9 protein-coding genes and 1 pseudogene are annotated in these 14,927 nt (G+C 50.4%); 6 read left to right on the top strand and 4 right to left on the bottom strand.

What is annotated here, in order from left to right:
- Positions 1 to 7: 7 nt before the first annotated feature.
- Both hrpA and ACO6UX_RS07875 read right to left on the bottom strand, forming a co-directional pair.
- Entirely contained in the window at positions 8 to 3,904 is a 3,897-nt protein-coding gene (gene hrpA / locus ACO6UX_RS07870; RefSeq protein ID WP_422446471.1) for an ATP-dependent RNA helicase HrpA, read from the bottom strand.
- Between the two features lie 146 nt (positions 3,905 to 4,050).
- Entirely contained in the window at positions 4,051 to 5,730 is a 1,680-nt protein-coding gene (locus ACO6UX_RS07875; protein WP_422446473.1) for an AMP-binding protein, read from the bottom strand.
- Between the two features lie 204 nt (positions 5,731 to 5,934).
- Here ACO6UX_RS07875 and ACO6UX_RS07880 point away from each other — a divergent pair, with 204 nt between their 5' ends.
- The 6 genes and pseudogenes from ACO6UX_RS07880 to ACO6UX_RS07905 all read left to right on the top strand — a co-directional run bounded on the left by ACO6UX_RS07880 (position 5,935) and on the right by ACO6UX_RS07905 (position 12,732).
- Entirely contained in the window at positions 5,935 to 7,281 is a 1,347-nt protein-coding gene (locus ACO6UX_RS07880; protein ID WP_422446475.1) for a hypothetical protein, read from the top strand.
- A 36-nt stretch (positions 7,282 to 7,317) separates the two neighbouring features.
- Positions 7,318 to 8,262, top strand: coding sequence for an alpha/beta hydrolase (locus ACO6UX_RS07885; protein WP_422446477.1), 945 nt, complete (start codon positions 7,318 to 7,320; stop codon positions 8,260 to 8,262).
- A 392-nt stretch (positions 8,263 to 8,654) separates the two neighbouring features.
- The gene (locus ACO6UX_RS07890) at positions 8,655 to 9,140 is read left to right on the top strand and encodes a MaoC family dehydratase (RefSeq protein ID WP_422446479.1); all 486 of its coding nucleotides are present in this window, start codon (positions 8,655 to 8,657) and stop codon (positions 9,138 to 9,140) included.
- A 116-nt stretch (positions 9,141 to 9,256) separates the two neighbouring features.
- Entirely contained in the window at positions 9,257 to 10,435 is a 1,179-nt protein-coding gene (locus ACO6UX_RS07895; protein WP_422446481.1) for a pyridoxal-phosphate-dependent aminotransferase family protein, read from the top strand.
- A gap of 240 nt (positions 10,436 to 10,675) precedes the next feature.
- A pseudogene (locus tag ACO6UX_RS07900) lies at positions 10,676 to 10,786 on the top strand (aldehyde dehydrogenase family protein); the annotation flags it as partial.
- Positions 10,787 to 10,980: 194 nt separating this feature from the next.
- Positions 10,981 to 12,732, top strand: coding sequence for a mechanosensitive ion channel family protein (locus ACO6UX_RS07905; protein ID WP_422446483.1), 1,752 nt, complete (start codon positions 10,981 to 10,983; stop codon positions 12,730 to 12,732).
- Positions 12,733 to 13,011: 279 nt separating this feature from the next.
- On the opposite strand, the gene ACO6UX_RS07910 is transcribed toward ACO6UX_RS07905, so the two are convergent.
- The gene (locus tag ACO6UX_RS07910) at positions 13,012 to 13,752 is read right to left on the bottom strand and encodes a UPF0149 family protein (protein WP_422446485.1); all 741 of its coding nucleotides are present in this window, start codon (positions 13,750 to 13,752) and stop codon (positions 13,012 to 13,014) included.
- Between the two features lie 117 nt (positions 13,753 to 13,869).
- Positions 13,870 to 14,862 carry a C2H2-type zinc finger protein gene (locus tag ACO6UX_RS07915; RefSeq protein WP_422446487.1) on the bottom strand — a complete coding sequence of 331 codons (993 nt, stop codon included), beginning with the start codon at positions 14,860 to 14,862 and terminating at the stop codon, positions 13,870 to 13,872.
- Between the last annotated feature and the right edge of the window lie 65 nt (positions 14,863 to 14,927).

A 14,927-nucleotide genomic window follows, 5' to 3' on the forward strand; every position in this document is an offset into this window, starting at 1 on the left:
ACCTTGCTTAAATATCCTCAACCTGTTCCCACAGTTTACGAAGACGTTTGTCTGATACCGGAAAACGGGTTCCCAGTTGCTGGGCAAACAGGGAAACCCGGTACTCTTCGATCATCCAGTAAAATAATTGCAGGTTCGGATCAACAATCTTCTGCTGAAGATGCGCATCAAGCCGTTTTTCATATTTTTGCTGTAGTACAGCCAGCTCTTCCGTCCACGCTCTATCTTTGTTTACCTGGGCGGGCAGTTTCTCCAGTCTGGCTTCAATCCCTCTAAAATATCGGGGGTAGTGGCTCAACCACTCCCTACCGGCATCAGCCATAAAGCCGGGGCGTAACAGCCTTTGTAAATGCTGTTTGATATCAGCCAGCGACAATGCCCGATCAAAGCTGATCTTTCCTTTCAATTGACGACTCACCCCCTGGGCAATACGAAAAATCTCATTAACAATGGGATCGATCTTCTCGGCAAAAGGCACAATGTCGCCTTTATGCCGCTCAAGCAATGCCAGAAATGACTCCCGGTTTCTGGGCAACCCGTTGTCATCATTCAGATAGACGCCGCTGATAATCAAACTCTGTAAATCATCTTCCAGCTGACTCTGATGCACCAGATTGGTCGCCAGCAACCGGGTTTCCTTCAATCGGGTCATTTTACTCAAGGCAAACTTCAGCTGGGTGGACAGCCTGATCCTGAGCAATCGCGTCAACCCTTTGCGGTTTTCAACGTCCGCCATCGCCGCACTCTCAAACAGTTGAACCGCCACGGAATCACGCTGGTCGACCAGGGCCGGGTATGACTTCAATACCAGCCCCCCGGCTTTCCGGGTAATCTCATGGGGCAGCTCGCCACAGGTCCAGTCCAGCAGACCTTCCTGTTCCAGATGACTTTTCGCCAGCTTTCGGATGGTATCCTGCACATGGTCAGAGAACTGTTGTCTGAGCTGATTTAAATCACGCCCCTGGCCAATAACATCGCCATCTTCATTCACCACCCGGATATTCATTAGCAAATGTCCATCCAGGCTATCTGTATTCCAGTGCTCTTCGAGAATACGCACACCGGACATACGGGTCAGCTGTCGCCCAAGCATGTCGGTCAGCGGCTCGTCACAGGCAGAGAGTGATTCCAAAGCACCGTTGACAAAATCAGGCACAGGGACAAAGTTCTTACGCACCGGCTTGGGCATGGATCGAACCAGGGCCACACACTTGTCGAACAGCATACCGGGCACCAGCCACTCCAGACGATGCCTGGGCAGCAACCTTAATGCCTCTACCGGCACGGTCAGGGTGACGCCATCATCCGGCTCATCCGGGGCAAAGTGATAACTGAGCGGCAGCTCCAACCCCTCCCAGCGGAAGCGATCCGGGTATCTGTTGACGGTGATATGCTCTGCTTCATGCTGCATCAGATACTCTTTGGTAAGGTGGAGCAAATCAGGCTTCTGTCGTTCAGCCCCTTTGCGCCACTGCTCAAAGCCCGCACCGTTACAGATATCCGCAGGAATCAGGGCATCGTAAAAGTGGTAGAGCGTGTCACTGTCCACCAGAATATCCCGGCGGCGGGACTTCGCTTCCAGCTCATCCACTTCGTCAATCAATGCCAGGTTATGCTTCTGAAACGCCCCTTTGGAATCAAAGTGCCCTTCAACCAGGGCTTCACGGATAAAGAGTTCCCGGGCAACCACCGGATCTATCGGGCCATAATTCACCCGACGACGGCCGACCACAATCAATCCGTACAGTGTCACCTGCTCAAACGCCACCACCTGGGCACGCTTCTTCTCCCAGTGGGGTTCAAAATAATTCCGCTTCACCAGATGCGTTGCCAGCGGCTCAATCCATTGGGGCTCCAGTTTTGCATTGGTTCGAGCAAAGAGCCGGGAGGTTTCCACCAGTTCTGCCGCCATCACCCATTTGGGCTTGCGCTTATAAAGCGTCGATGCCGGAAACAGATAGAAGCGCCGGTTTCTGGCCCCCATATAATCCGCTTCATCATCTTTACTGCCCAACTGGGACAAAAGGCCGGATAGCAGTGACTTGTGAACATCACCATAGCTGGCAGTGCTGTCATTCACGCGAAATTGCAGGTCTTTACAGGCCAGTGTCAGCTGTCGATGGAGGTCGCGCCACTCGCGCATGCGCATAAAAGACAGAAACTGTTTATTGCAGTATTTGCGCAGCTGGTTCTGGGACAATGCCTGCCGCTGTTCCTCATAGGCTTCCCAGAGATTCACATAGGTCATAAAGTCCGAGTCATCGTGATAAAACTCACGGTGTCGCTGATCGGCTGCCTGCTGCTTATCCTGCGGGCGCTCCCTGGGATCCTGTGCCGCCAGGGCACTGACAATAATCAACACTTCATGCAGGGCATTATTGTTATTCGCCTCAATCAGCATCCGTCCAAGGCGTGGATCTACCGGCAGCTGCCCCAGCTGTCGGCCAATCGGGGTAATACGCCGGTCTTTACCCACCGCCACCAGCTCCTGCAGCAGCTTGAAGCCATCATTAATGGCTTTGCCATCCGGTGGATCAACAAACGGAAACGCGGCGATATCGCCCAGCCCCATCCGCAACATCTGCAAGATCACCGCCGCCAGGTTGGTTCTGAGAATCTCCGGATCGGTAAACTCCGGACGGGAAAGAAAATCCTCCTCAGAGTAAAGGCGAATACAGATACCTTCGGCAACACGACCACAGCGCCCTTTACGCTGATTGGCCGATGCCTGCGACACAGCCTCAACCGGCAGCCGCTGGACTTTTGACCGGACACTGTAGCGGCTGATACGGGCAGTACCGGGGTCAATCACATAGCGAATGCCCGGCACCGTTAACGAGGTTTCGGCGACGTTGGTGGACAAAATAACACGACGACCGGAGTGTTCCTGGAAGATCCGGTTCTGCTCAGCGGCAGAAAGGCGGGCATACAGTGGCAGAATGTCAGTATGGGGCAGTTTGGCATCCCGGAGAAACTGGTGAGTTTCCCGGATATCCCGTTCACCGCTGAGAAACACCAGCACATCGCCCAGTGGTTTGCCCTTTCCTGCGCGTTCAAGGCTGTCAATCTCTTCCAGTGCGCCCAGAATCCCCTGCTGTAATCGCTGGTCGGCATCACGCCCTTCCAGCTCAAGATCTTCCAGTGGACGATATAATGTCTCTACCGGATAGGTTCTGCCCGAGACTTCGATCACCGGTGCCTGATCAAAGTGCTTTGAAAACCGCTCGACGTCTATGGTAGCCGACGTGATGATGACTTTCAGGTCTGGTCGTTTAGGCAGAATCAGCTTGATATAGCCCAGAAGAAAATCAATATTCAGGCTGCGCTCATGGGCTTCATCAATGATCAGGGTGTCATAGCGGTTAAGAAAACGGTCATTCTGGATCTCGGCCAGCAGAATACCGTCAGTCATCAACTTGATCAGGGTAGTTTCGGTGGAGTGATCGGTGAAACGCACCTGGTAACCAACCTGCTCCCCCAGCACGCCCCCAAGCTCTTCAGCAATGCGATTGGCAACGGAACGGGCGGCCAGTCGCCGGGGCTGGGTATGGGCAATCGTACCAAAAATACCACGACCCGCTTCAAGACAGATTTTTGGCAGCTGGGTTGTCTTGCCTGAGCCTGTTTCACCGGCGATCACCACTACCTGGTGCTCACGGATAGCCCTGGCGATATCCTCTTTCCGGTCAATCACCGGTAGCGCCTGCTCATAACGGACGTCAGGAAGAGCCGCTTGTCGCTGCTCTACCAGCAACAGCGATGACGCTATTTTTTTCTGAATCCGCTCCAGACCTGCCTCATCATCCCGTTTCAGCCGACGCAATTGACCACGCAAGCGGTAACGATCGCGTATCATGCATTGATTGATGGACTGGCGCAGTTGCTTATCGGAAAAGCCGGACACCCAGGTACTCCCGTTTATATGGAATCAGTGATGATTATATAAGTTTGACAAGCGGCCTGAATGGCCGCCTGAGAGGAATTCCAGGACCTGTTGACGTTTCGTTGCGTGCTCAGCGCAACGAAACGTCAACAGGCCCTAACCACTCATTAAATTTGCCGGGCTGCCAGCTCTTCATCACGCAAATGACGACGGAGGATCTTACCCACATTGGTCGTGGGCAGCTCATCTCTGAACTCAACCATTTTGGGTACTTTATAGCCCGTCAGGTTTTGCCGGAAAAAGTGAATCACTTCTTCTTTGGTCAGTTCCGGATTACTGGACACCACAAACACCTTGATCGCCTCTCCCGAGCGTTTATCGGGCACCCCGATCACGGCACACTTAGAGACATCAGGGTGGGCAGAGAGCACCTCCTCCAGTTCATTCGGGTACACATTGAAACCGGAGATACAGATCATGTCCTTTTTGCGATCGACAATGGTGACATAACCTTCCTCGTCTATTCGGGCAATGTCGCCGGTTCTCAGCCAGCCATCCAGCATCGCTTCTTCAGTGGCCTGCTCACTCTGCCAGTAGCCCTTCATCACCTGAGGGCCTTTTATGCAGAGTTCACCCACTTCACCAATGGGCAGATCCTGATCTTCAGCATCAACCACCTTCAATTCACAGGACGGCACTGGCAGACCAATGGTACCCAGCTTGATTTTACCCAGTGGGTTAATCGTCACCACTGGTGAAGTTTCTGTCATACCATAACCTTCACAGATACAACTGCCGGTCAGGTTCTCCCATCGCTCCGCAGTATCCAGTTGCAGCGCCATACCACCGGAAATGGTGTTTTTCAGATAGGAGAAATCAAGACGACGGAAGGCTTCCTGGTTCATTAGCCCGACAAAGAGAGTATTCAGACCAATAAACATACTGAAAGGCTTACCGGTCAAATCCCTGATAAAGGATTTCATATCCCTCGGGTTGGTAATAAGCATGTTATGCTCACCCATCAAGATAGCCACCATACAATGCACGGTAAAAGCAAAAATATGATAAAGCGGCAATGGCGCAATAATCAGCTCCTCGCCTTCGCGCAAATTACCCCCAACAAGCGCCTTGACCTGGAACATATTGCTGAGAATATTGCGGTGAGTCAGCATGGCACCTTTAGCGACACCTGTCGTACCACCGGTATACTGCAAGATGGCAACATCATCATTTTCCCGGCGAATATCCGTGCAATGGTGCAAGGCTCCCCGACTGAGAACAGTGGTAAATGACACCGCCGATGGCAGCGAATAATCCGGCACCATTTTCTTAACGTGTTTGACCACCAGATTCACCAGTGTCCGCTTAAGGGTGGGTAGCATATCGCCGACCTGCGTCACCACAACATGCTTGATGGCCGTTTTGGGAACCACCTTCTCAGCCATGTGCGCCATGTTGGCCAACACCACCAGCGCCTTGGCACCGGAATCGCGGAACTGGTGCTCCATCTCACGTTCGGTATAGAGCGGATTGGTGTTTACCACAATCAATCCCGCACGCAGTGCACCAAAGACCGCCACAGGAAACTGCATGACATTGGGCAGCATAATGGCTATACGATCACCGGGGCGCAAATCGGTGTGATTTTGCAGATAACTGCAAAAATGCCCACTGAGCTCATAAAGACGGGAATAGCTCAGCTCATGCCCCATGTTGCTGAATGCCGGTTTGCTGGCAAACTTACGGGTGCTGTACTCCAGTACATCAATAATTGAGCGATACTGACCAACATCAATCGTTGCAGGAATACCTTGCGGGTACTTGTCTTTCCAGAAACCGGTGGTCATGGAGTACGCCTCCCACATCCATGATGGAGCTGTATAGAATAAAAACTGGCTCGCAAACTGTTCAACCTGTCTTGCAGACTATCGCATTGGAAAATTTTTTGAGGTTATCAGTTTTCTGCTGCTCCTGATAGACGACCTGCGGTAAATACTTCTAACCTGCTTTCAACGAAGGCCTGAACAATAGTATTCACAAGAGAAAAGCCAATGGACAGAATAAGCGGCAATCACCTGCTAACGGGCACTTACACGCCACCATCTGATAGCCATAAAGCACAACCACTGAAGACAGCACAACCACAGTCTTCAAGCCCCATAAATTCATCACTGAGCACCCATCTTTCTGAGCGATTGATATCGGTACCTCTTCTTCAGCCAGTAGTGAGTCAGCGATGGCCTGTGTCATCGCTCCAGAGAAAACGGGCAACGCCCCTTTGCAGCAAGAGTACGCCTCGTTTATCCGGGGATCCTGACATGACCAAACCCGTTAAGGAATTTATACGTCTTTGGCAGCATATTACCGAAACCAGAGCAATTAAGGTTTTTATTGGCAGCCTTCTTTCGCCAAATAGAATGAGCAAATTTCTGAACCAGTTAAATGAGCTGACATTATCCCGGGATGAGCAACTGCAAACCCTGACAAATTACTACCTGATAACATTCGGTGACAACCCGGGCAGCGCTATTCAACGCTTTACAGATGACAGAAAGTCAGTGGAACACCATTTAACAACCCAGGACCATCCCGCCCGGAGTATAACAACGATGACCACGATTTTTGATCAGGTCGAAGCCTGTATTAATAGCAGCCTGGGTATTAAAAGACATTTAACCAACCTGTCACAAAACCACTACTCAATGTCAATGGACGATTTGGAGCACCAAGAGTTAGATGAGTGCAACCTGCACCTGAAAACAGAATATCAAAAAGATCTCGAAATCTCCTCCAACACGAAATTAAGTGACATTTTTTCCAATGATTTATTAAGAGGCATGAATATTGACATTTACTCTCCGTCAGACCGCCCCCTGCTTAGCATTTACAGCAATACAAAAACCTGCTCATTTAAGGAAAGGGAGGAGAGTGGTGTTATTATCGACCAAATGACCTTTGACACAGGGAACCTTACAGACCGTGATACTCGTGAACAGCTATTCCAATCCCTGATTGAAGCAAAACTTGACAAGATCCTGTGCTCTCATAAACAGGTACACATTTTAACTTTTCTCTGTAGCCAACGATCTGCCAATATTTTCCACAATTTATTGAATCTGTATTTCATTGGTAAAAACCTCAGTTTGTCTATGCCTGAAAGACAAATAAGAACGGAAACAAGAGTTCTTGATAACGGTGATGTGTCAGTGAGGACGATTTTATCACTGCAAAAATACAAGCTGATCGATAACCGCTCCGGTGATGCCACCTCTTTTGATATTGAACAGATGATTGAGGTAGAAGCACTGTCCGTGATCACTACGGACAACCTTCAGCCAAACTTTGATAAAATAAACGTGAAAATACTCGAGCCAGTTTCCATTCAATTCAGATGTTAAGCATAATGAATCTAAAAGCCTATTCAAGGACGCTGTATGACCCACTCGGAATCACCACCTTCACTGGTAACCATCAACAGCCAGTCAGGCCACCACCGTATTCCGGTTTACCAGTGGCTGGCGAAAAAAAGTCCAAAGGCTGTGCTCCATATCAGTCATGGCATGGCTGAGCACAGTGCCCGCTACCAAGAGCTGGCGGAGCAGCTGACCAGAAGAGGGTTTCATGTCTATGCCCATGATCATCGCGGGCATGGTGCCACCATCAACAAAGATAAAACGTCCAGCCAGGGGCATTTTGGTGACCATGATGGGTGGAATAATGTGGTTCAGGACCTGAAACGGGTCGTTGACCACACCCTTGCCCAGCACACGACTCTACCCTGCTTTCTTCTGGGTCACAGCATGGGCAGTTATATCCTGCAAAGCTATCTGGGCAGGCATAACCCCAATATATCCGGTGCCATTCTCTCCGGGTCAAACTTGGTGGCAAAGCCATTGCTGATGCTCGCCCGGCTGGTCGCTAAAATTGAAACCCTGCGCCAGGGAGTGATGGGGCACAGCCCTGTCATCCACCAACTGACATTTGCCGGATACAACAACCGCTTTAAACCCAATACGACAGAGTTTGACTGGTTAAGCCGCGACCCTGAATCGGTTATGCGATATGTCAAGGATCCCCTTTGCGGTTTTCGCTGCAGCAACCAGCTCTGGCATGACCTGTTCGGGGGGCTGCAGGAAATCAGTTCAACAAGCCTGTTAAAGAAAATCAACCATCAGCTGCCAGTGCTGATCATAGGGGGAGACCAAGACCCTGTCAGCGCACCGGATGGCTTAAAAAACCTGCAAACGGCATGGATCAGTTCTGGGCACAACAATACAACATTGACACTATACCCAGGTGCCAGACACGAATTATTTCATGAAACCAACCATCAGGAAGTGATTGATCAACTGTGCACCTGGCTTGAAAAGCACAGCTAACAATATCCATAAGTCGCCGATTTCTGAACTATGGACAGATCTTCAGGTATCGGCGGACCAGCGCAGAACCAGTTTATTTCCAATCTGATGGGGTGAGTGACAAACAATTACCGCTATTACAGAAGCAAATTGAGAAAACAGTAATCCGGGCCCTGCAGTCAAATCACACTCGATTCAGAAACCTGCCATCAGGTAATAAAGCGTTGAAGATCGACTCTATTGCCATTTCAGACAGGATCCCCTGGTTTATCAAAAAGAAGCTGCACGGAATGACCACAAAAGCAACATCTGTCCACAAAAGGTGCGATAATCATTGCCAATGAAAATATACGCTCAGACCGTTCTGACAAAACAGTTACCCATACTTTAACAAAGCAATAGAGCCTGTACTTATGCGCAAGCTGGAAAACATCCCATTTGAAGCATTAACCATTGGCACCAGGGCCAGCCTGACACGCACACTGACCGACGAAGACCTCCTGCTGTTTGCCAAAGTATCCGGCGATACTAATCCCGTCCACCTGGACGAGGCATTTGCCGCAACCACCCAGTTCGAAGGTCGTATTGCCCACGGCATGTGGACCGCCTCTCTGATTTCCTGTGCCCTGGCGACAAAACTGCCGGGCCCCGGTGGTATCTATCTGGGCCAGGAGCTAAAATTCCTGCGCCCGGTAAAAGTCGGTGATACGGTAACGGTTGAGCTGGAAATTCTGGAAATCAATGAACAACGAAAGCGTGCAACCGTCTCGACCAATGTGATCAACCAGAATGGTAAAACCGTTGTGAAAGGCAAAGCGGAAATCATGCCGTCCTCTGGAAAGGTCGTTGTTGATGAATATCCGCTGCCCGAAGTAGTATTATTGAAGCGAGCCGAATAGCAACATCGACTGAAAGCCCTGCCTGACAAGCCTTCTGCTGTCAGGCTTCCCCAGAATAATAGACTGGCACGCTCTACCCGACAGCAGTGCCCATAAATGGAGAATAACAGGCAGTTATGACTATCGCCCCTTTTCACCCCCCGAAACGTACCCTGATGGGCCCCGGCCCCTCAGATGTTCACCCCAGAATTACCGAAGCCCTGGCGCGACCCACCATTGGGCATCTTGACCCTGAGTTCATCCGGATGATGGATGAATTGAAGTCACTGATTCAATATGCCTTCAAGACCAGCAACCGGCTGACACTGCCCATTTCCGCACCCGGTTCGGCAGGAATGGAAGCCTGTTTTGCCAACCTGGTCGAAGAAGGCGACAAGGTCATTGTATGCATAAACGGTGTCTTTGGCGGCCGGATGAAAGAAAACGTCATACGCATGGGCGGTACCGCGATTACCGTCGATTCCGACTGGGGGCGTGCAGTGGACCCGAAAGCCGTGGAAGAAACACTGAACGCCCACCCCGATGCCAAAGTTCTGGCTTTTGTTCATGCCGAGACCTCTACCGGTGCACGTTCGGATGCAAAAACACTGTGTCAGCTGGCCAGAAAGCATAACTGCCTGACCATTGTCGACACCGTAACTTCGCTGGCCGGCTCAGAGCTGGAAGTCGATGGATGGGGAGTCGATGCCGTTTATTCCGGTTCCCAGAAGTGCCTGTCCTGTGTTCCCGGCTTGTCACCGGTCAGCTTCAGCGAAGCCGCTGTGGAGAAAATCCAGGCCAGAAAAACACCGGTACGCAGCTGGTTTCTCGATATGAACCTGGTTATGGGCTATTGGGGGGGTGATGGCAAAAGAGCCTATCATCATACGGCACCCGTCAACCAATTATACGCCTTGCACGAAGCGCTCTACCTGTTGCAGGAAGAGGGGCTGGACAACAGCTGGCAGCGGCACCAGCGGCATCATCAGGCACTGGTTGCCGGACTGGCCGCCATGGGACTGGAAATGCTGGTTCCTGAAGAGGAGCGACTGGCCCAGCTGAATGCCGTGGTTATACCGGAGGGTGTCGATGACCTTGCGGTTCGACAGCAACTATTGGCGGAATATAACCTGGAGATTGGTGCAGGTCTCGGCGCATTTGCCGGCAAAGTGTGGCGGATCGGCCTGATGGGGTATGCCGCTAATCAAACCAATGTATTGCACTGTCTCTCAGCGTTGGAATCTGCGCTGCTGAGACAGGGCCACAGGTTCACACCCGGCGAAGCGGTAAAAGCCGCCATCTCTGTTTATCAATAGAAAGAAAGGCTCAAATGGCAAACCCTTTGAGCCTGCCATTAAGACGTATTGGCTATATTCCCAAAGGAGCTGGAGTTGCTGCGCGGCCGCAAGAGCGCCCGGCAACGCCAGATCCTCTGGGTAGGGAAGAACACGCTTAATCATAAAATAAGACAGGTAATCCCATGCCCAATAGAATCCCCCTGTTTATCGATGGCGAATTCATCACCAGTGAAAGCTCACAGTTTATTCCTGTCACCGCTGGACGGCAGTGACTGCACGGCTGCCGGACTTCCGGAAGGCAACTGGGTCGGGCCAACACTGTTTACTGATGTTACTACGGAGATGGCCATCTACCGGGAAGAGATCTTCTGAAATAACCTTTCAAAGGCTGGCTTTTGCCAGCCTTTGCTCTCCTCCAGAACCAGCATTTTGCCCAAAATGCTACATCAGCATATCTCTTTAAACAAAGCAGAGGTAAAATTCTGGCCCACAAATTTTCCCGTAGCGCCAACAATCAACACCTAAACTGGAACAGCGTCTGATGTTCCTTTCGGAGACTTCCGATGTTCAGAAACCTTGTCTGGATATTAGTGTTTTTTTCCTTCAACACCTTTGCCGACATCACCGCTCCCCAGCCACCGTTACCAACGGAGCTGATTGATGCTCATGCTGCGGTAATAACGGATATTAAAGCCACCGGCAAGCGCGTGCATCAGATGGAAGCCAGCTGGGAGGCAACCACATCAGAAATGAGCCGCGACCTGATTCAGCAACAGATCGTCTCCGATATTCGCACGACCACGCAACGGGTAAATAACTTCCTGGACCAGGTTAAGGCCGTTAATACAACAGCCGCCGTGCAACTGGGCGAGGAGGTGGTGAACGCGGAAAACCGTTTTTTTGAAGCCCGACTGACCCCCGCCTCATCCGACCTGCGTAAAATGTTTGAACAATACGAACAGGCTGAAACGGACGAGCAATTACTGGTGCTGTTCCATATCAATGACTTTTACGCCTATATCAACTGGCTACAGAGCGAAAGACTGGATAACCTGAATTTACTGAAAAGCTGGCAGGTTGATACCACCGCATTACAGCAGAAACTTGACCATGAGATCACCCGCTATGCCGAGTTTATGGCTACCTACCTGCGCAGCAATAACCGTCAGAAAGAACTGTTACAGACCGAGCTGAAATCCCTTCCTGCGGATTCCCGAAGCTCTCTGGAAAGTAAAATTGCCACCCAGGATCGCCTGGTGCGCAGCGCGGTCACCAACCTGAGGCAGATCGTGATGATGATGGAAGAACAGGGACTGCCGGTGGATCATTACAATGAACTGATCTTCAAGGCAACCGGCAATCTGGCCGAAGCCGTGGTTAACATTGATACGCTGCGCACGGTAATTGTTGGGCTATGGGACGACCTGACGCACTGGTTCAAAGCCAATCTGGGTGGCATCCTCTCCCGCCTGTTCCTGTTTGCCGCTCTGATGGCGGCAGCGATAGTGTTAGCGCGTCTGGTTCGGCGGGGCATATCCCGTGCCGTCACCCATAAAAAAGCCCGTTTCAGTACACTGGTTCAGGAATTTTTTATCAATGTTGGTGGTAACCTGGTGATCATCTTTGGCCTCCTGTTCGCCCTGGCACAGGTGGGTCTGGACCTGACACCGGTACTGACCGGTCTCGGTGTTGCCGGTATTGTCATCGGTTTTGCCCTGCAGGATACCCTGTCCAACTTCGCCTCCGGAATGATGATCCTGATCTACCGCCCTTTTGATGTGGGTGACTTTGTTGAGGCGGGCGGTGTTGCCGGTAAAGTCGGCAAGATGAGCCTGGTCAACACCACCATTCGCACCTTCGATAACCAGGTCTTTATGGTGCCTAATGCCAAGATCTGGGGAGAAACCATCAAAAACATCACCTCAGAACGGATCCGCCGGGTGGATATGGTCTTCGGGGTTGCCTACGGCGACAATGTTGAGCAGGTAGAAGGGATTCTCGAAGATATTGTTAGCAGCCACCCGAAAATTCTGAAAACGCCAGAGCATGTTATTCGTCTGCATGTGCTCAATGAGTCATCCGTGGATTTTGTCGTTCGTCCCTGGGTAAAAACAGACGACTACTGGGATGTATACTGGGATATTACCCGTGAAGTAAAAGTCCGGTTTGATCGGGAAGGCATTACCATTCCATTCCCGCAACGGGAACTGCACTTTTATAAAGCACCAGCCGAACTGCCGGGCGAGCGGGTAACCGTGCAACGATCAGATATCGGGCTGCGTACGGTGGGCGAAGGGGAAGACGGGCGTACTTAAAAGACTTTTTTTGCACCACAAAGGCACAAAGGAGAGCAACAGAAGGTAAGGAATTGCCCTTAAATAATTTCGACATTTTGAACTCGATCTCCGTTCATCCTGAGCTTGTCGAAGGGTGATTGGCACAATACATGAGGCCGGAGTTCACGCCCTTCGACAGGCTCAGGACGAACGTAGTTTTGAAGCTCAGAAATGTGCAAATTATTCCGGGCCAATTCCTTACCATCAAAATGCCGTTACTTTGTGTCCTGATGTCTTTGTGGTTAACAGTTCTTTCTTTTAAGCCTTTTCACAGCACTTCTTGTGCTTTTTGCCGCTGCCACATGGACACGGGTCATTGCGGCCAACTTTGGTCACCTTGACCGGAGCAGGCTTTTCCAGGGCCTTTTGCCAGATCTCGCGAATATCGTGACACATCACCGCCATCTCCCGGGCAACCGCTGGCATTGCCTGCAGCATCTTATTCACATCCGGGCCATCTTTCTTTTTGGCTTTTTCCAGCAGGCTGTCTGCACGACTCCAGACGTTCAGCAGCACCATGCAGCTGGACCAGGACTCTTCCATAGGCTGAACCCCGGGATGCTTCAGCACCTGGATCCAGACATCCATCAGCAATTGACAGCCCTGCCCATAACCTGTCGCCCATTCCTGCAGGCGGGAAAATTCTGAACAATACACATCTTCAGCCCGGCACTCTTCCGGCAGTACCTCAAAACCACCCGTGATGGTCTTTCTGGTTTTATCCAGCAGGTTAAACAGGATATGGCGGATATCATCTTCCTGCTGTGGGGATTCAAACGGCGGTGTGTTAGTCGCCAGTGCCAGGGTCATCCAACGATCCGGCGGAACATTAACCGGTGAGTTGGCAATGGCAAACATCAGGCCTTTGATGGCTGGCAGCGTCATAACCTGACCGCTTTTCCCGCCAGGGCGTGATGCCAGATAGGCAGATAATACGGTTTCCTGCTGCTGATCAAACTCGCAATTGGCCAGGGATGCTTTTCCAGAACTAGCGCTCAACTCAATCTCCTCTCTCCATTTCAGGACAGATACAAAAAAAGGCGCAAATCATCGCATCATCAACAGAGTCCATCAATATCCCTGCCACAAAGATGACGTAAATTTTATAATTGTTTTTCATAAACGGCCGTTTGCCTGTTTAGAGGACAACGACCTGTATTTCCTGGTGGTTGATGACAGTTCAGCCAGTTTCTGCAAATGGCGTTTGGTTTTCTGGTGCTTTATTAGATAACTCTTTAGTTTAAAGCTCTTTTCGCACAACTCACACTTAAAGGTACCATCCTCACCGGCATGCATGAGACTATGTTTTCTCAGGCTATTGGCGAGTCTGAAGCGCTTTTTGCAAACCTTGCACGTATAGGGCCTCTCGCCGGTATGGATGCGGGTATGTTGTGTCAGGCCAGTGGCCATACTGAAGCTCATGTCACACACCTCGCACTTATAGGGCCTTTCGCCGGTATGGATGCGGGTATGTTTTTTCAGGTCACTTCTTTGGGTAAAGCGCTTGTCACAATGATCGCACTTATAGGGTTTCACGCCATTATGGCGGCGGGTATGTATTTTCAGGTTGCTGGAATGAGTGAAGCTCCTTTTGCATAACTGACACTTATAGGGCTTTACGCCCTTGTGTATACGCATGTGATTTGTCAGATTCACCTTTCGATTAAAGCGCTTCTCACATTGACGGCACTGAAAAGACTTCGTGACAGTGTGCAAGACCTTTGTTGAATTTTCTATCTGAGCACCCGGTTCATTCATTTTTATTTCTGTGAAAATATCACCATTTCCGGATTTATCACAATTTTCGAGGTGCGAAGATGGTGGACGTTTATTTACCTCACTATCTGCGGACGTATGGTAAAGATCATCAGGCTTAGGAAATAGCGGAGGGGTCTTCTTAATTTTTGGCCAAATGGGTGAATCAAAAACACCGTATCGTTCGATCACTTTAGCAATATAGCCAGAATCAACCGACTCAATCACTTTAACTTTTTTGTCACAGAAGATCCCATTTTTTACTCCAATTTCTTTTGCATCACATATTGTTGTTTCAGTGAGCCAGTTAAAATCCTCAGGGGAAAAAAAAAGGTAATGAGAAAATGGGTCCATTTTTGTACTTTGTTACCAAATTGTTCTCGATAGATCTGCCATTTGACCAATTTTCCAAGAAAAAA

Origin of the sequence: Endozoicomonas sp. ALB091, from assembly GCF_049310265.1 — a bacterium.
Lineage (GTDB): Bacteria > Pseudomonadota > Gammaproteobacteria > Pseudomonadales > Endozoicomonadaceae > Endozoicomonas.

Coding starts and splice junctions, on each gene's coding strand:
- ACO6UX_RS07905 (WP_422446483.1), top strand. CDS start 10,981: ATGTTCAGAAACCTTGTCTGGATATTAGTGTTTTTTTCCTTCAACACC.
- ACO6UX_RS07895 (WP_422446481.1), top strand. CDS start 9,257: ATGACTATCGCCCCTTTTCACCCCCCGAAACGTACCCTGATGGGCCCC.
- ACO6UX_RS07875 (WP_422446473.1), bottom strand. CDS start 5,730: ATGACCACCGGTTTCTGGAAAGACAAGTACCCGCAAGGTATTCCTGCA.
- ACO6UX_RS07885 (WP_422446477.1), top strand. CDS start 7,318: ATGACCCACTCGGAATCACCACCTTCACTGGTAACCATCAACAGCCAG.
- ACO6UX_RS07890 (WP_422446479.1), top strand. CDS start 8,655: ATGCGCAAGCTGGAAAACATCCCATTTGAAGCATTAACCATTGGCACC.
- ACO6UX_RS07880 (WP_422446475.1), top strand. CDS start 5,935: ATGGACAGAATAAGCGGCAATCACCTGCTAACGGGCACTTACACGCCA.
- ACO6UX_RS07915 (WP_422446487.1), bottom strand. CDS start 14,862: ATGGACCCATTTTCTCATTACCTTTTTTTTTCCCCTGAGGATTTTAAC.